This is a genomic window from Thermococcus sp., assembly GCF_027066465.1.
In the GTDB taxonomy this organism is placed as follows: domain Archaea; phylum Methanobacteriota_B; class Thermococci; order Thermococcales; family Thermococcaceae; genus Thermococcus.
The window spans coordinates 1-13662 of record NZ_JAMONU010000056.1 but is presented as its reverse complement, the minus strand read 5'-3'; the positions used below and the strand labels follow the sequence as shown (position 1 = coordinate 13662).

Below are 13662 nucleotides of genomic sequence, written 5' to 3'. Positions count from 1 at the left end.
AGTAGTCCTCTGGCATCATTTTTGCGATCATGCGAATTGCCTCAACGAATTCGGGAATCTTTTCTAAATCCCCATCAATTGGCTGAAATCCTGTTCCCCTCGCTCTTCTTTTCTTCTCTTCTACGATTTTTTCGGCGGCGTCCGCCGCCTTTTTTACAAATTCTACAAACTCTCCTGGACTTATGTCTTTACCAAGGCGGTCTCTCAATTCGTTGTAGATATTTTTGGCGGCTCGTTCTAGCGCCTTTTCTTTGAACTCTTCGAATGGGAGCAAGGGATACCCCGTGTATGTGTATATCGTTTTTTCATTCTTTTTCTCAAGATTTGGTTCCTCATTAACTCTGACAATTATTTTCGGATCTCCTCTCCTATCAACGGCCGGCCACATGGCGTGTTCTAGCCCAATCTTTGCGTCTATGTGGCTTTTAGTTCTTGCTGCCAGCGGGATTGAGATTATCTGGAGGAGTGTAGTGTATTTTGCGGCATCTTCTTCCGTGGGTGCGGCCACTCTGATTTTCGTTTCATCTTTATTGTATGGGTTCTTATCCGGGTGGTGAAGGGAATAGATATATATTGGCTCCTCTATCGCTTTTTCGATATTTTTGTCAACACTTATTCCATGTTTTTCCAGAAGAGCGCGCAAATAATCTTTCTCTGCAAGCAATGTTGCTTCCTTCCGCACGTTTTTTGTAACGTGTATTGTCATCGCTTTTTTCTTTCTTCCGAGGATGCCCTCAGGTACGTGGAGCTTTCGCTCATAGGACCTTGCGATGTGTTCGCTTACCATCTCGTTACCCCTCCACAGTTTACCTATTTACGGATTTACCAATAAGCCTTTCGAACTCCTCCAAATCCCAGGCCAAAAATCCCTCTTCCCTCATCTCTTCTTTTCCTTCAACGCTCTTAGCAACCAAGCCGTAATAGTGCTCCCAGTCATCAAGTCCCACCAGCCCAGCCTTCCGTTCCAACTCCTTCAAAACTCTCCGCGCTTCCCTCTCATTCAAGTCCTTCCACTTCACCTCAACGAAAAGTGCCTTCTTCTCGCGTTCGTTCAAAGCGACCAAATCAATCTCCTCTCCTTTTCTCCACCACCTGCCTATCTTCGTGAACCTGAAAGGCAGTTTTCCAGCCCCCTTCAGCTCGATTAAAAACTGCCTGGCAATATCCTCGAAAACCCAGCCGAGGTACTCGCTCAGGTTCTCCATCACAAGCTCCACCAGAAAATCACCCTGTCCCGTCTCTATCAAGTCCACGTTCGGGTGGACGTAGCGGAACCAGAAGGCGAAGTAGGGGTCGGCTATGTAGTACCGCCCCTTCCGGCTCTTTCTGCTCGCGGTAACGGGAAGCTCGCGCCTCACGAAGCCCAAATCAATCAAAACGCTCAGGTATTTAGCCACGGTTCCGCGCTCGAGGCCGGTCTCGTTGGTTATCTCGCCGAGCGTCGTCTTTCCCCCCGCTACCGCTTCCATAACCGCGAAGTAGTTCCTAGGCTCCTCAAGCTCCTCCATGAGGACGAAGCGCGCATCGCCGTAGAGGAACGAATCCGGGCGGAAGTAGGCCCTGAGGTTCTCCTCGATGGTCTTTGAGTCGTCGAACTCAAGCAGGTAAGCCGGCGTTCCCCCGAGGATTCCGTAGGCCTTAACGAAGTCCTCAAGCGAATACTTTGGCAGGAAATCTCTCGCCTCGAAGAAGCCCAGGGGAGACACCTTCAGCTGTGCGGTCCTCCTGCCGTAGATTGGGCTTTTGTATCCGAGCAGCTTCTCCATCATCGAGACGCTCGAACCGCAGATTACGAGGAAGATTCTGCCCCGCGAGAGCTTCAAATCCCAGTACTCCTGAAGAATCGAGGGCAAGGCGGGGTTTGCCTTCACCAGATACGGGAACTCGTCAATAACGACCGCAAGCCTCTCAGCGCTTTTTTGAGCGAGGTACTCGAAGAGGGCGTCCCAGCTTTGGAAGGGGTTCTTGGCGAGAAAGCCGTCGTTAAAGTGCTCCGCCACCCGTTGGGAGAAGCGTTTCAGGTTCTCGGTCTCACTGGTTTCCCTCGCGAGAAGGTAGATTCCGCCGTTCCTCCTCAGGAACTCGAGGAGAAGGGCCGTCTTCCCGACCCTGCGCCTCCCGTAAACTACGATGAACTCCGCTTTGCTTCCCCCAAACCTCTCCTCCAGCAGGGACAGCTCGGCCTCCCTGTTGATGAACATTATACTCACCAGTAATTTACTTGTGAGTAAATTATTTAAAAGTTGCGAGAAAAAGGGGAATCACGAGAAAAGCCCCAGCGGGGAGTAGCCTTCCCTCACTTTCTCAACCTTCATCTCCATTCCGAGGGCGTTGGTGACCGTTCCACTCTTCTCGGCCCATCTGCCTGCAGGGACAACGGGGTTTTAGAGACCGACCGGGCCTTCGACCCCTGCATCTACTCGGTGCACTTCGTCAGGGGATAAGCTTTTCTCCCCTCTTTCCCACTCTCTCCGGTGGGAGCATGGGACTGTTCGACTTTCTGAAAAGACGGAAGGGAGAAACCGGGGAGTTCATAGCGTCGAGGAAACCGGTCGCGAAGTTCAGGGTTGAGCAGATTCTCAACGTCCTCGGCAGGGAGACGCTGATTGGAACCGTTGAGGGGATAATCTACCCCGGCTACAAGGTGAAGGGAAAAAACATCGCCCTAATCCGGGAAATCCAGAGGGAGCGAAAGAGGGTTGACTTCGCGGTTGACGGCGACAGGGTCGCGCTGATTCTTGAGGGGAAGACAAACGCTAAAAAAGGCGACGTTCTCGAAATCTACCAGTCGTGAGGTGGGAGCAATGATAATCCTCGATAATCATTTCCACGTTGACCCCTTCAAGGGTCTCTTCCTCGAGGCGGTGAAGCAGTTCCACAGAGCGGGCGGAACGCACCTGATGGTGGTATACAAGACGGCCCACGACTACGGCTTCCCGGGCCTCAAGGCGGAGGACTTCATAAAGGCCATGGACTTCCACGTTGAGCTGGTTGAGAGGATAAACCGCGAAACGCCGGTTAAAGCCTTCGCAGTGGTCGGCGTCCACCCGGCGGAGTTCGTATATCTGGCCGAGAAAAAGGGCCTTGAATACGCGAGGAACGAGGTCATGAAGGCGTTAGAATACGCGCAAAAGCTGTGCCTTGAGGGCAAGGCCGTGGCGATAGGCGAGATAGGAAGGCCGCACTACGAGGTGAGCGAGGAAGTCTGGAACGCCAGCATAGAGCTGATGAAGTACGGGATGAGCCTCGCTAAAGAGGCGGACTGCGCGGTTCAGCTCCACACCGAGAGCTTCGATGAGGGGAAGTTCAGGGAGCTTGGAAGATACGTGAGGGAAGTCGGTATAAAGCCCTACCGCGTCGTCAAGCACTTCTCGCCGCCGCTGGTGAAGGTGGCGGAAGAAGTCGGCGTCTTTCCGAGCATAATAGCGAGCAGGAAGAACATAGAGGAGGCGATAAAGCAGGGAAACCGCTTCATGATGGAGACCGACTATATAGACGACAAAAGACGGCCGGGAGCTGTTCTCGGTCCGAAGACTGTTCCCAGGAGAACGAAGGCCTTCCTCCAGAACGGTCTGTTCACGGAGGAGGACGTCTACAAAATCCACGTCGAGAATCCAAGGAAAGTCTACGGGGTGGAGATGGAGGAGTGAGGGTCTGTTCTCGAATTCTTTTGCAAAAAAATTTTACACTTTTCAGCAAGAAAAAGGGTTGCAGGGTTCGAAAGTCTTTTAAATAGTCTCCATAAGCTCCCTTCAGCTTAGGGGAGACAGTGGGGACAAGATGAGGGAAAATGGCCTGGCACGTCTTTATTCCCGATTCCCTCCTTGAGGAAACCGACGACCCGAAAATCAGAACGTACAAAGTTGGGCAGGTTGCGAGGGCCTGCTCAATATTTGGCGTCGAGCACATCTGGATTTACAGGGCAGGCGGCAGGGACGGGAAGTTCATAAAAACGGTCCTTGAGTACATGGAGACACCTCAGTACCTCAGAAAGAGGCTGTTTCCCTTGATGCCCGAGCTTCGCTATGTTGGCGTCGTCCCCCCGCTCAGAACGCCGCACCACAAGCTCAAGGGGAAACCAAAGGTCGGGGAAATCCGCGAGGGCTACGCCTTCCGAGATGGAGGGAGAATCTACGCGGACATCGGACTCGACGAGCTGGCAATCGTTGAAGGGAACGTTGAAGGCCGGGCAACGTTCAGAATAGTCTCAACGAAGCCCCTCAAGGCCGTTCCAGCGAAGCCAACTGAATACTGGGGGTACAAAGTTCACCTGAGCGGGAAACCCCTGGCGAAAACACTTAAAAAGGCTCACCTGGATTTGGCAATCGCGACCTCGCGGAAGGGTCGCGACGTGAGAAAGGTCAATCTTCCCCCGCTCGAAGGGGAGGTTGGTATCGCCTTCGGCTCGCCGAGGAAGGGCGTCATGGAGCTCCTCGGCGGTGAGTACGAGTTCGACTTCGTGCTCAACACGATTCCGAATCAGAAGACTAAAACCGTCCGCACCGAGGAGGCGCTCCTCGCTACGCTGGCGATATTCAATCTCATGAGGAGGGATTGATATGGGAAAGGTTCACAGACCAAGGAGAGGTTCACTCGCCTTCAGCCCAAGGAAAAGGGCTAGGAGTGTGGTTCCAAGAATCAAGAAATGGCCAAAGGACAGTGAGGTCAGGATGCTGGGCTTTGCTGGCTACAAGGCCGGAATGACCCACATACTCATGATAGACGACAGCCCCGGACTGACCAAAGGCAAGGAAATATTCGTTCCGGTAACGATAGTCGAGGTTCCGCCGCTCTTCGTTTACGGTATCAGAGCCTACAAGCAGGGCTACCTTGGCCTTGAGACCGCAACTGAGGTCTGGTTCCCCGAGCTACATGAGAACGTCAGGAGGCGCATAAAGACCCTGCCGAAGAACTACGGTAAAGATGCCTTCGAGGCCAAGCTCGGTCAGCTTGAGGACCTAATCAACGACGGCGAGATTGTTGATGTCAGGCTTCTCGTCCACACCCAGCCCTGGCTCATCAAGCTCAAGAAGAAGCCGGAAGTTATGGAGTACGCAATCGGCGGTGACGACGTCAAGGCCAAGTTCAGCTATGCGAAGGAGAAGATAGGCAAGGAGCTTAGGGCAAGTGAAGTTCTTCACGAGGGGGAGCTTCTCGACGTCATAGCTGTCACCAAGGGTAAGGGCACTCAGGGCCCGGTCAAGCGCTGGGGAGTCAAGATACAGTTCCACAAGGCCCAGAGGGCTGGAAAGGGCAGGCACATCGGCAACCTCGGTCCGTGGCACCCGCCAAGGGTTATGTGGACGGTTCCCCAGGCGGGTCAGATGGGATTCCACCACAGGACCGAGTTCAACAAGAGGCTCATCGCCATAGGCGAGAACGGAAAGCTTAACCTTAACGGCAACGAGATTGAGATAACCCCGAAGGGTGGCTTCCCGCACTACGGAATCGTCAGGAGCGACTTCCTCATGATTGAGGGTAGCGTTCCCGGAGCCTTCAAGAGAATAGTCCGCGTTAGGCCCGCCATAAGGCCGCCCAAGAAGAAGCCGCCCGTTGAGAGGCCCCAGATAACCTACGTCAGTAGGGAGTCCAAGCAGTGAGGTGAGATAGATGAAGGTTAAGGTCTTCAATCTCGAAGGCGAGCCCGTTGAGGAGATAGAGCTTCCCAAGGTGTTCAGCACTCCCTTCAGGCCCGACCTCATCAGGAGGGCTGTCATCGCTTCCTGGACCCACAGGATACAGCCCCAGGGAAGGGACCCGCTCGCTGGAAAGAGGCGCGTTACCGAGAACATCGGTAAGGGCCACGGAATGGCGAGGGTCGAGAGGATAAAGACCCCGCCAAGGTTCGCGGCCTTCGTTCCCTTCGCGAGGGGCGGAAGGAGAACCCACCCGCCGAAGGTCGAGAAGATAATCTGGGAGGACATCAACAAGAAGGAGCGCAGGCTCGCTATAATGAGCGCCATAGCCGCAACCGCAAACCCCGACCTGGTGAGGGCAAGGGGACACGTTATAGACAACGTCCCGGCCTTCCCGCTCGTGGTAGTTGACGACCTCCAGGGCGTTTTCAAGACCGCTCAGACCAGGGAGATATTCAAGAAGCTCGGAATATGGGACGACATTGAGAGGGCCAAGAAGAACACCAAGATAAGGGCCGGAAAGGGCAAGATGCGCGGAAGGCGCTACAAGAAGGCCAAGGGGCCGCTCATCGTTGTGGCTAAGAACGAGGGAATCGTCCAGGGAGCGAGGAACCACCCGGGAGTTGACGTCGTTACCGTTGACAACCTCGGCGTTGAGCTTCTCGCGCCCGGAACCCACCCGGGAAGGCTCACGATATGGACGAAGAGCGCTATAGAGAGGCTTAGGGAAATCTACGGGTGATGAGAGATGGACCCATATAAAGTTATCATAAGGCCGCTCGTTACCGAGAAGGCCGTTTCGCTCATCGAGAAGGAGAACAAGCTCACCTTCATAGTGGACAGGAGGGCAACCAAGCAGGATATCAAGAGAGCCGTGGAAGAGATGTTCAACGTTAAAGTTGAGAAGGTCAACACCCTCATCACAATGAGGGGCGAGAAGAAGGCCTACGTCAAGCTCAAGCCCGAATACGACGCGAGTGAGATTGCCGCAAGGTTGGGATTGTTCTGAGGTGATGTGAGATGGGAAAGAGTCTCATACAGCAGAGGAGAGGTAAGGGCACTACAACCTTCCGCGCTCCCTCCCACAGGTATAGGGGTGCCGTTAAGTACGTTCCTCTCAACGTGACGAAGGAGAAGACCCTCAGGGGAGTCGTTCAGGAAATCCTCCACGACCCGGGAAGGACCGCTCCGGTCGCTCGCGTTAAGTTTGAGGACGGAACGGAGAAGTTAATCCTCGCCCCTGAAGGAGTCCTCGTCGGGCAGGAGATATACATTGGACCGGAGGCTCCTGTGGCGATAGGCAACACGCTTCCGCTCGCCAAGATACCGGAGGGAACCTACGTTTACAACATCGAGGGGGTTCCGGGCGACGGCGGGAAGTACGTTAGAGCTGGGGGAACCTACGCCCTCGTGGTTTCGAGGGAGAAGGACAAGGTCATCGTGCAGCTTCCGAGCGGCGAGCTCAAGCAGTTCAAGCCCGAGTGCAGGGCAACCATAGGTGTTGTTGCCGGCGGTGGAAGGCTTGAGAAGCCGATAGTCAAAGCCGGTAAGGCCTACTACATCGCCAAAGCCAGAAACAGGTTCTGGCCCAAGCCGAGGGGTGTCAAGATGAACGCCGTCAACCACCCGCACGGCGGTAAGGAGCACCACATAGGCAGACCCTCGACAGTTTCGAGGCGCGCTCCGCCCGGAAGGAAGGTCGGTCACATAGCCGCGAGAAGAACCGGTAGGAGGAAGTGAAGATGGCGAGAAAGAAGGAGTTTAGGTATAGGGGTTACACGCTCGACGAACTGCTCAACATGTCCCTTGAGGAGTTCGCCAAGCTCCTCCCGGCCAGGCAGAGGAGGAGCCTCAAGAGGGGCCTCTCCCCGGAGCAGAAGAAGCTCCTCAGGAAGATTCGCCTGGCCAAGAAGGGCAAGTACACCAAACCCATAAGGACCCACAGCAGGGACATGATAGTCCTCCCTGAGATGGTGGGAATCACCGTCCATGTCCACAACGGCAAGGAGTTCGTTCCCATTGAGATAAAGCCCGAGATGATTGGGCACTACCTCGGGGAGTTCGCCATGACGAGGAAGGTAGTCCAGCACGGCTCGCCGGGTGTCGGAGCTACAAGGTCATCAATGTTCGTGGCAATCAAGTGAGGTGGTTTAGATGAGCAGGGGCAGGTTTTCCTACTCATTCCAAAATTTTGACCCGGACAGAATGGCCCGCGCGAGCGGAAGGGACCTCAGGATTTCGCCCAAGCACAGCGTCGAGTTGCTTAGGGAGATAAGGGGCATGATGCTCAACGACGCCCTTAAGTACCTCGACGACGTTATAGCAAAGAGAAGGCCAGTTCCGATGAGGCGCTTCAACGACAGCCAGGGCCACAAGCCGGGCAGGGGCTTCGGTCCCGGAAGGTATCCGGTCAAGGTTGCCAAGGCCGTAAAGAAGATACTCCTCAACGTCAAGAACAACGCCGAGCAGAAGGGCCTCGACGTCGACAGGCTCAAGATAATCCACGCGGCAGCGCACAGGGGTCCAGTCTTAAGGGGTTACATTCCAAGGGCCTTCGGAAGGGCCACCCCGTTCAACGAGCAGACCACCCACATTGAGATAGTCGTCGAGGAGATTAGGAGGTGAGACCTTTGGCCATCGAGAGGTACTTCATCAAGGAAGGCGTTAGGGAGATGCTCATTGACGAGTACCTTGAGAAGGAACTCAGAAGGGCGGGTTACGGAGGTCTCGATATCAAGAAAACTCCCCTCGGAACAAAGGTTATAATCTTTGCCGCAAGCCCCGGTTACGTTATAGGTCGGGGTGGGAAGAGAATCAGAGAGCTCACTAGGATTCTCGAGAGGCAGTTCGGCCTCGAAAACCCGCAGATTGAGGTTGAGGAAATCAAGAACCCCTACCTCAACGCCAAGGTCCAGGCGGTAAGGCTTGCCCAGGCCCTTGAGAAGGGAGTTCACTTCAGGAGGGCGGCCTACTCAGCAATCAGGGCCATCATGAGGAACGGAGCTAGGGGTGTTGAGATTCGCCTGAGCGGAAAACTCACCGGCGAAAGGGCGAAAAGCGTCAGGTTCTACCAGGGCTACCTCGCCAAGGTCGGGAACCCCGCTGAGACCCTCGTCAGCAAGGGCTACGCCCAGGCACTGCTCAAGCTCGGTGTCATCGGCGTTAAGGTCGCCATCATGCCGCCCGACGCGAGGTTGCCAGATGAGATTGAGGTCAAGGAAGTAATCGAGGAAGAGGTGAGCGGCAATGAAGCCCAGTGAGATTAGGGAGATGAGCATCGAGGAGATAGACAAGAAGATAAGGGAGCTAAGGCTTGAGCTTGCCAAGGAGAGGGGTGTGCTCACCATGGGGGCTTCGCTCGAGAACCCCATGGTCATTAGGAATCTAAGGCGCGACATCGCGCGCCTGCTCACAATAAAAAAGGAGAAGCTTAGGGAGAAAAGGTGAGGTTAGGTGCCGAGGATTGTGAACCCTCTGGATGAGATGCTCTTTAAGGAGGTCCTGAAGGAACAGCAGAGGATTAGGGTTTACATTGAGAGGGCCCGCTACGGAAAGCTTAAGACCATAATCGAGGGCATAGACGAAAAGGAATTTGACTTAGATGACATCGCAAAGAAGCTGAAGGCGAAGCTGGCATGCGGCGGAACCGTAAAGAAGGGAAGGATAGAACTTCAAGGCGACCACAGGGACCGTATCAAGAAGTTGCTCGCAGACCTTGGATTTTCCGAGGAGCTCATAGAGGTCGAGTGACGCGGAAAAACGTGGTCTGGCATGAGCTCATAGGCCTCAAAGCAAAGATTATAAGGGCATCTCATCCAGAGCTGGTCGGCATCGAGGGCTACGTCCTCGACGAGACGAGGAACACCCTCACCATATGTGGGGAGAGGGTTTGGGTCGTTCCGAAGGACGTGGTCGAGATTGAGTTCGACCTCGGCGATGAGAAAATCCGAATCAACGGTCGTGATTTGATTGGAAGACCCGAGATGAGGCTCAAGAAGAGGTGGCGGAAATGAGAGAGATTGGATTGAGGATTCAGCCTCCCGCTGAGGTGTGTGATGACCCCAAGTGCCCTTGGCATGGGAACCTTAAGATACATGGGAGGTACGTTGAGGGCATCGTTGTTAGTGATAAGGGCAAGAAAACGGTCGTCGTCGAGAGGCAGTACTACCACTACCTCAAGAAATACGAGCGCTACGAGCTCAGGAGGAGCAAGGTTCACGCCCACAACCCGCCGTGCATAAATGCAAAAACCGGCGACAAGGTTCTCATAGCAGAGACCAGGCCGATAAGCAAGACCAAGAGCTGGGTCGTTGTGGCCGTTCTTGAGAGGGCCGAGAGAAAGGAGGGGGTGTGAGGCGATGGCCAAGAAGGGTGCCGGTGCGACGAGGGGAATCAGCCCCGTCAGACCGACCCGCGCTCTTCCGGTCGGCGCCTACCTCAAGGTCGCCGACAACAGCGGTGCCAAGGTCATCCAGATAATCGGCGTTGTCGGCTACAAGGGAACCAGAAGGAGGCTCGCCAGCGCTGGCGTCGGTGACATGGTCGTCGCCACGGTCAAGAAGGGAAGGCCCGACATGAGACACCAGGTTGTCAGGGCCGTAATCGTCAGGCAGAGAAAGGAGTACAGAAGGCTCGACGGCATGCGCGTTAAGTTCGAGGACAACGCGGCCGCGATAGTGACCCCCGAAGGCGTCCCGAGGGGAACCGAGATAAGGGGTGCCATAGCTAGGGAAGCCGCCGAGCGCTGGGTAAGGCTCGGTAGCATAGCGAGCATAGTGCTGTGAGGTGAGAGAGTTATGAAGCTTGATATGAAGCAGCCGAGAAAGCAGAGGAAGTTCCTCCACAACGCTCCCCTTCACCTAAGGAACAAGATAATGAGCGCCACCCTGAGCAGGGAGCTGAGGGAGAAGTACGGCGTCAGGAACCTCCCGATTAGGGTTGGCGACAAGGTCAAGGTCATGCGCGGTGACTTCAAGGGCAAGGAAGGAAAGGTCGTCGAGGTCGACCTCAAGCGCTACAGGATTCATGTTGAGGGCGTCACCCAGAAGAAGACCGACGGAACCGAGGTTTACTACCCGCTTCATCCCTCGAACGTCATGATTGTTGACCTCAACCTCGACGATGAGAGGAGAGAGAAAATAATTAAGAGGAGGGCTGAGTGATGGCGAGAAAGGGTCCGAAGAGGCACCTTAAGAGGCTTGCCGCTCCGACCGCCTGGTATATACGGAGGAAGGAATATAAGTGGGCCGTCCGCCCGAGTCCGGGTCCGCACAGCATGAAGACTTCCATACCGCTCCTCTACATAGTCAGGGACTACCTTGGCTACGCGAGAACCGCGAGAGAAGCCAGAAAGATACTCAACGAGGGCAAGATACTCGTTGACGGTCGCGTTAGGAAGGATTACAAGTTCCCGGTTGGAATCATGGACGTCGTCTCGATTCCGGAAACCGGAGAGCACTACAGGGTTCTGCCCAACAGGATTGGCAAGCTCATCCTCCACCCGATAAGCGGGGAGGAAGCCAAGCTCAAACCCTTCAGGATTGACAACAAGAGGATGGTCAAGGGCGCGAAGGTCCAGCTCAACCTCCACGACGGAACCAACCACCTCGTTAGCCTCGCCGAGAAGGACGCCTACAAGACCTCCTACACCGTCATCATGAAGGTTCCGGAGAGGCAGATAGTCAAGATACTGCCCTTCGAGGTCGGTGCCTACGTCTTCGTTACCCAGGGTAAGAACGTCGCGAGGAAGGGCAAGATAGTCGAGGTCAGGCACTTCCCAATGGGCTGGCCCGACGTCGTCACCATCGAGGACGAGAACGGCGAGCTCTTCGACACCCTGAAGGAGTACGCCTTCGTCGTGGGTAAGGACAAGCCGGAGATTTCCCTTCCGTGAGGTGAGAGACGATGCAGATTAACAGGGAGGCCATTCTTGCAGACTGGGAGGCTCACCCGATGAGAAAGCCGAGGATTGCGAAGGTCACAATAAACATTGGCGTCGGCGAGAGCGGTGAGCGCTTAACCAAGGCCGAGAAGATGCTTGAGCAGCTCGTCGGTCAGAAGCCGATTAGGAGGCGCGCGAAGCAGACCAACAAGGACTTCGGAATAAGGCGCGGTGAGCCGATAGCGGTTAAAGTTACACTCCGTGGAAAGAAGGCCTACGAGATGCTCGACAGGCTCCTTGAGGCCGTGGACAGGAAGCTCAGCGTCGGCAACTTCGACGAGCACGGGAACTTCTGCTTTGGAATCCAGGAGCACATCAACATACCGGGCGTCGAGTACGACCCCGAGATAGGCATCTTCGGTATGGACGTCTGCGTTACCCTTGAGAGGCCCGGCTTTAGGGTTGCGAGGAGGAAGAGGCAGAGGAGGAAGATTCCGAACAGGCACAAGCTGACTAAGGAAGAGGGTATAGTCTTCGCTATGGAGGAGTTCAAGGTCAACGTGGAGGGATTGTGAGATGGCGAAGGCGGATTACAACAAGAGAAAGCCGAGAAAGTTTGGTAAGGGAGCGAGAAGGTGCATGCGTTGCGGCCAGTACGGCCCGATAATCAGGATACACGGCCTCATGCTCTGCAGGCACTGCTTCCGCGAGGTCGCTCCAAAGCTCGGCTTCAGGAAATATGAGTGAGGTGAGAAGCGATGACTCTGCTTGACCCGCTTGCGAACGCTCTCTCTCACATGACCAACAGCGAGAGGGTCGGAAAGAAGGAAGTCTACATAAAGCCCGCCTCGAAGCTCATCGGTGAGGTTCTCAGGGTTATGCAGGAGAACGGCTACATCGGCGAGTTCGAGTTCATAGACGATGGAAGGGCAGGCATCTACCGCGTTCAGCTCATCGGCAAGATAAACAAGGCAGGAGCAATTAAGCCGAGGTTCCCGGTCAAGGCCAGGGACTACGAGTACTGGGAGAAGAGGTTCCTTCCAGCGTTTGAGTTCGGAATCCTCATAGTGTCCACCTCCCAGGGAGTTATGACCCACAAGGAGGCCCGTGAGAAGGGCATCGGTGGAAGGCTGATAGCCTACGTCTACTGAGGTGAGAGCGATGCCGATAGACGCTTGGGTGAGGGAGGAAGTTGAAGTTCCAGAGGGAGTCGAGGTTACGGTCGAGGGAAACGTCGTCAAGGTCAAGGGGCCGAAGGGTGAGCTGGAGAGGGAGCTCAAGTATCCAGGGGTTAAGATATTCACCGAGGACGGAAAGGTCGTGATATACAAGGAGTTCCCGCGGAAGAAGGACATAGCAATAGTCAGAACGTTCAGTGCTCACATCAACAACATGATTAAGGGCGTCACCAAGGGGTTCACCTACAAGCTCAAGGTTGTCTACAGCCACTTCCCGATTACCGTTAAGGTTCAGGGTGACGAAGTTATCATCGAGAACTTCCTCGGTGAAAAGGCCCCGAGGAGGGCCAAAATCCTTCCGGGTGTCACAGTCAAGGTTCGTGGTCAGGAGGTAACGGTTGAAGGTATAGACAAGGAAGCAGTCGGCCAGACCGCGGCCAACATCGAGCAGGCCACGAGGATAACGAAGTGGGACAGACGTGTCTTCCAGGATGGTATTTACATAGTTGAGAAGGCTGGCAAGCCGATAAAGTTCTGAGGTGTGAGAAATGGACGAGAAGGCGAGACTCCTCAAGATAAGGGCCGAGCTCAAGAGGAAGAAGCCCCGCTTCCTTAGGCAGGAGTGGTGGAGGTTCCCGAAGTTCAAGAACGACCCCAAGTGGAGAAGGCCGAAGGGAATCGACAGCAAGATGAGGCTCAAGAAGAAGGGCAAGCCCCGCTCACCCAGCGTAGGGTGGAGCTCACCTAAAGCCGTGCGCGGACTTCACCCGAGCGGCTACGAGGAGGTCCTCGTTCACAACCTCAAGGAGCTGGAAAAGCTTGACCCGACCAGGCAGGTAGCGAGGATAGCTGGAACCGTCGGCGCGAGGAAGAGGGAACTCATAATCGCGAGGGCCAAGGAGCTCGGGATTAAGGTCCTCAACGCGAGGTGATGCTCATGCTCAGGATGCAGAGAAGGATTGCCGCT

The 13662-nt window shown here is 55.0% G+C and carries 24 protein-coding genes; 22 read left to right on the top strand and 2 right to left on the bottom strand.

All coding sequences use genetic code 11. The features are described from left to right. The coding region (locus MVK46_RS02515) for a hypothetical protein (RefSeq protein ID WP_297535046.1) at positions 1 to 787 on the bottom strand (787 nt) is incomplete at its 3' end. 19 nt (positions 788 to 806) lie between these two features. Next, on the bottom strand, positions 807 to 2201 hold the full coding sequence (locus tag MVK46_RS02510) for an ATP-binding protein (protein ID WP_297535045.1): 1395 nt from the start codon (positions 2199 to 2201) through the stop codon (positions 807 to 809). Positions 2202 to 2482: 281 nt separating this feature from the next. Here MVK46_RS02510 and pbp11 point away from each other — a divergent pair, with 281 nt between their 5' ends. The 22 genes from pbp11 (at position 2483) to MVK46_RS02400 (ending at position 13627) form a co-directional block, all read left to right on the top strand. Then, positions 2483 to 2794 carry a tRNA-binding protein Pbp11 gene (gene pbp11, locus MVK46_RS02505; protein WP_297535044.1) on the top strand — a complete coding sequence of 104 codons (312 nt, stop codon included), beginning with the start codon at positions 2483 to 2485 and terminating at the stop codon, positions 2792 to 2794. Between the two features lie 10 nt (positions 2795 to 2804). Continuing rightward, on the top strand, positions 2805 to 3650 hold the full coding sequence (locus tag MVK46_RS02500; RefSeq protein ID WP_297535043.1) for a TatD family hydrolase: 846 nt from the start codon (positions 2805 to 2807) through the stop codon (positions 3648 to 3650). A 140-nt stretch (positions 3651 to 3790) separates the two neighbouring features. Continuing rightward, positions 3791 to 4558, top strand: a complete 768-nt coding sequence (locus tag MVK46_RS02495; RefSeq protein ID WP_297535041.1) for a putative RNA uridine N3 methyltransferase — start codon at positions 3791 to 3793, stop codon at positions 4556 to 4558. Position 4559: 1 nt separating this feature from the next. Beyond that, positions 4560 to 5600, top strand: a complete 1041-nt coding sequence (locus tag MVK46_RS02490) for a 50S ribosomal protein L3 (protein ID WP_297535040.1) — start codon at positions 4560 to 4562, stop codon at positions 5598 to 5600. 10 nt (positions 5601 to 5610) lie between these two features. Next, positions 5611 to 6378 carry a 50S ribosomal protein L4 gene (rpl4p, locus tag MVK46_RS02485; RefSeq protein ID WP_297535039.1) on the top strand — a complete coding sequence of 256 codons (768 nt, stop codon included), beginning with the start codon at positions 5611 to 5613 and terminating at the stop codon, positions 6376 to 6378. Positions 6379 to 6384: 6 nt separating this feature from the next. Beyond that, positions 6385 to 6645: a 50S ribosomal protein L23 gene (locus MVK46_RS02480; protein WP_297535037.1), complete on the top strand. Its 261-nt coding sequence runs from the start codon at positions 6385 to 6387 to the stop codon at positions 6643 to 6645. Positions 6646 to 6656: 11 nt separating this feature from the next. Then, positions 6657 to 7376 carry a 50S ribosomal protein L2 gene (locus MVK46_RS02475; protein WP_297535035.1) on the top strand — a complete coding sequence of 240 codons (720 nt, stop codon included), beginning with the start codon at positions 6657 to 6659 and terminating at the stop codon, positions 7374 to 7376. A gap of 2 nt (positions 7377 to 7378) precedes the next feature. Further along, a complete protein-coding gene (locus MVK46_RS02470) occupies positions 7379 to 7780 on the top strand; it encodes a 30S ribosomal protein S19 (protein WP_297535034.1) in 402 nt (133 codons plus the stop codon). 10 nt (positions 7781 to 7790) lie between these two features. Then, the gene (gene rplV, locus MVK46_RS02465) at positions 7791 to 8261 is read left to right on the top strand and encodes a 50S ribosomal protein L22 (RefSeq protein WP_297535032.1); all 471 of its coding nucleotides are present in this window, start codon (positions 7791 to 7793) and stop codon (positions 8259 to 8261) included. 5 nt (positions 8262 to 8266) lie between these two features. After that, on the top strand, positions 8267 to 8896 hold the full coding sequence (locus tag MVK46_RS02460; RefSeq protein ID WP_297535030.1) for a 30S ribosomal protein S3: 630 nt from the start codon (positions 8267 to 8269) through the stop codon (positions 8894 to 8896). Then, entirely contained in the window at positions 8883 to 9083 is a 201-nt protein-coding gene (rpmC, locus tag MVK46_RS02455; protein ID WP_055429654.1) for a 50S ribosomal protein L29, read from the top strand. Before MVK46_RS02460 ends, rpmC begins: the two co-directional genes overlap by 14 nt. A 36-nt stretch (positions 9084 to 9119) precedes the next feature. Beyond that, positions 9120 to 9386 carry a stress response translation initiation inhibitor YciH gene (gene yciH / locus MVK46_RS02450; RefSeq protein ID WP_297535047.1) on the top strand — a complete coding sequence of 89 codons (267 nt, stop codon included), beginning with the start codon at positions 9120 to 9122 and terminating at the stop codon, positions 9384 to 9386. Then, positions 9272 to 9649 carry a ribonuclease P protein component 1 gene (locus MVK46_RS02445; RefSeq protein ID WP_297535028.1) on the top strand — a complete coding sequence of 126 codons (378 nt, stop codon included), beginning with the start codon at positions 9272 to 9274 and terminating at the stop codon, positions 9647 to 9649. Before yciH ends, MVK46_RS02445 begins: the two co-directional genes overlap by 115 nt. Next, positions 9646 to 9990, top strand: coding sequence for a 30S ribosomal protein S17 (locus MVK46_RS02440; protein WP_297535026.1), 345 nt, complete (start codon positions 9646 to 9648; stop codon positions 9988 to 9990). The genes MVK46_RS02445 and MVK46_RS02440 overlap by 4 nt, the downstream gene beginning before the upstream one ends. A gap of 4 nt (positions 9991 to 9994) precedes the next feature. Continuing rightward, positions 9995 to 10420 carry a 50S ribosomal protein L14 gene (locus tag MVK46_RS02435; protein WP_297535024.1) on the top strand — a complete coding sequence of 142 codons (426 nt, stop codon included), beginning with the start codon at positions 9995 to 9997 and terminating at the stop codon, positions 10418 to 10420. 12 nt (positions 10421 to 10432) lie between these two features. After that, positions 10433 to 10798, top strand: coding sequence for a 50S ribosomal protein L24 (gene rplX / locus MVK46_RS02430; protein WP_297535022.1), 366 nt, complete (start codon positions 10433 to 10435; stop codon positions 10796 to 10798). Beyond that, entirely contained in the window at positions 10798 to 11529 is a 732-nt protein-coding gene (locus tag MVK46_RS02425; protein WP_297535020.1) for a 30S ribosomal protein S4e, read from the top strand. The genes rplX and MVK46_RS02425 overlap by 1 nt, the downstream gene beginning before the upstream one ends. A gap of 11 nt (positions 11530 to 11540) precedes the next feature. Next, positions 11541 to 12092: a 50S ribosomal protein L5 gene (locus MVK46_RS02420; protein WP_297535018.1), complete on the top strand. Its 552-nt coding sequence runs from the start codon at positions 11541 to 11543 to the stop codon at positions 12090 to 12092. 1 nt (position 12093) lies between these two features. Beyond that, complete coding sequence (locus tag MVK46_RS02415; RefSeq protein WP_297535016.1) at positions 12094 to 12264, top strand: 30S ribosomal protein S14; 171 nt, start codon at positions 12094 to 12096, stop codon at positions 12262 to 12264. 11 nt (positions 12265 to 12275) lie between these two features. Next, positions 12276 to 12668 (top strand): 30S ribosomal protein S8, encoded by a 393-nt coding sequence (locus tag MVK46_RS02410; RefSeq protein ID WP_042692830.1) that lies wholly within the window; start codon positions 12276 to 12278, stop codon positions 12666 to 12668. Positions 12669 to 12678: 10 nt separating this feature from the next. Next, the gene (locus MVK46_RS02405; protein ID WP_297535015.1) at positions 12679 to 13233 is read left to right on the top strand and encodes a 50S ribosomal protein L6; all 555 of its coding nucleotides are present in this window, start codon (positions 12679 to 12681) and stop codon (positions 13231 to 13233) included. Between the two features lie 10 nt (positions 13234 to 13243). Beyond that, positions 13244 to 13627: a 50S ribosomal protein L32e gene (locus MVK46_RS02400; RefSeq protein ID WP_297535013.1), complete on the top strand. Its 384-nt coding sequence runs from the start codon at positions 13244 to 13246 to the stop codon at positions 13625 to 13627. The last annotated feature ends 35 nt before the right edge of the window (positions 13628 to 13662 follow it).

Excerpts from the sequence above, each read along its gene's own strand:
- MVK46_RS02500 (WP_297535043.1), top strand. The coding sequence starts at position 2,805 with ATGATAATCCTCGATAATCATTTCCACGTTGACCCCTTCAAGGGTCTC.
- MVK46_RS02445 (WP_297535028.1), top strand. The coding sequence starts at position 9,272 with ATGCGGCGGAACCGTAAAGAAGGGAAGGATAGAACTTCAAGGCGACCA.
- MVK46_RS02410 (WP_042692830.1), top strand. The coding sequence starts at position 12,276 with ATGACTCTGCTTGACCCGCTTGCGAACGCTCTCTCTCACATGACCAAC.
- rpl4p (WP_297535039.1), top strand. The coding sequence starts at position 5,611 with ATGAAGGTTAAGGTCTTCAATCTCGAAGGCGAGCCCGTTGAGGAGATA.
- MVK46_RS02405 (WP_297535015.1), top strand. The coding sequence starts at position 12,679 with ATGCCGATAGACGCTTGGGTGAGGGAGGAAGTTGAAGTTCCAGAGGGA.
- MVK46_RS02490 (WP_297535040.1), top strand. The coding sequence starts at position 4,560 with ATGGGAAAGGTTCACAGACCAAGGAGAGGTTCACTCGCCTTCAGCCCA.
- rpmC (WP_055429654.1), top strand. The coding sequence starts at position 8,883 with ATGAAGCCCAGTGAGATTAGGGAGATGAGCATCGAGGAGATAGACAAG.
- MVK46_RS02470 (WP_297535034.1), top strand. The coding sequence starts at position 7,379 with ATGGCGAGAAAGAAGGAGTTTAGGTATAGGGGTTACACGCTCGACGAA.
- MVK46_RS02510 (WP_297535045.1), bottom strand. The coding sequence starts at position 2,201 with ATGTTCATCAACAGGGAGGCCGAGCTGTCCCTGCTGGAGGAGAGGTTT.
- MVK46_RS02480 (WP_297535037.1), top strand. The coding sequence starts at position 6,385 with ATGGACCCATATAAAGTTATCATAAGGCCGCTCGTTACCGAGAAGGCC.
- MVK46_RS02420 (WP_297535018.1), top strand. The coding sequence starts at position 11,541 with ATGCAGATTAACAGGGAGGCCATTCTTGCAGACTGGGAGGCTCACCCG.
- MVK46_RS02475 (WP_297535035.1), top strand. The coding sequence starts at position 6,657 with ATGGGAAAGAGTCTCATACAGCAGAGGAGAGGTAAGGGCACTACAACC.
- rplX (WP_297535022.1), top strand. The coding sequence starts at position 10,433 with ATGAAGCTTGATATGAAGCAGCCGAGAAAGCAGAGGAAGTTCCTCCAC.
- pbp11 (WP_297535044.1), top strand. The coding sequence starts at position 2,483 with ATGGGACTGTTCGACTTTCTGAAAAGACGGAAGGGAGAAACCGGGGAG.
- MVK46_RS02495 (WP_297535041.1), top strand. The coding sequence starts at position 3,791 with ATGGCCTGGCACGTCTTTATTCCCGATTCCCTCCTTGAGGAAACCGAC.
- MVK46_RS02440 (WP_297535026.1), top strand. The coding sequence starts at position 9,646 with ATGAGAGAGATTGGATTGAGGATTCAGCCTCCCGCTGAGGTGTGTGAT.
- yciH (WP_297535047.1), top strand. The coding sequence starts at position 9,120 with ATGCTCTTTAAGGAGGTCCTGAAGGAACAGCAGAGGATTAGGGTTTAC.
- MVK46_RS02415 (WP_297535016.1), top strand. The coding sequence starts at position 12,094 with ATGGCGAAGGCGGATTACAACAAGAGAAAGCCGAGAAAGTTTGGTAAG.
- MVK46_RS02425 (WP_297535020.1), top strand. The coding sequence starts at position 10,798 with ATGGCGAGAAAGGGTCCGAAGAGGCACCTTAAGAGGCTTGCCGCTCCG.
- MVK46_RS02400 (WP_297535013.1), top strand. The coding sequence starts at position 13,244 with ATGGACGAGAAGGCGAGACTCCTCAAGATAAGGGCCGAGCTCAAGAGG.
- rplV (WP_297535032.1), top strand. The coding sequence starts at position 7,791 with ATGAGCAGGGGCAGGTTTTCCTACTCATTCCAAAATTTTGACCCGGAC.
- MVK46_RS02435 (WP_297535024.1), top strand. The coding sequence starts at position 9,995 with ATGGCCAAGAAGGGTGCCGGTGCGACGAGGGGAATCAGCCCCGTCAGA.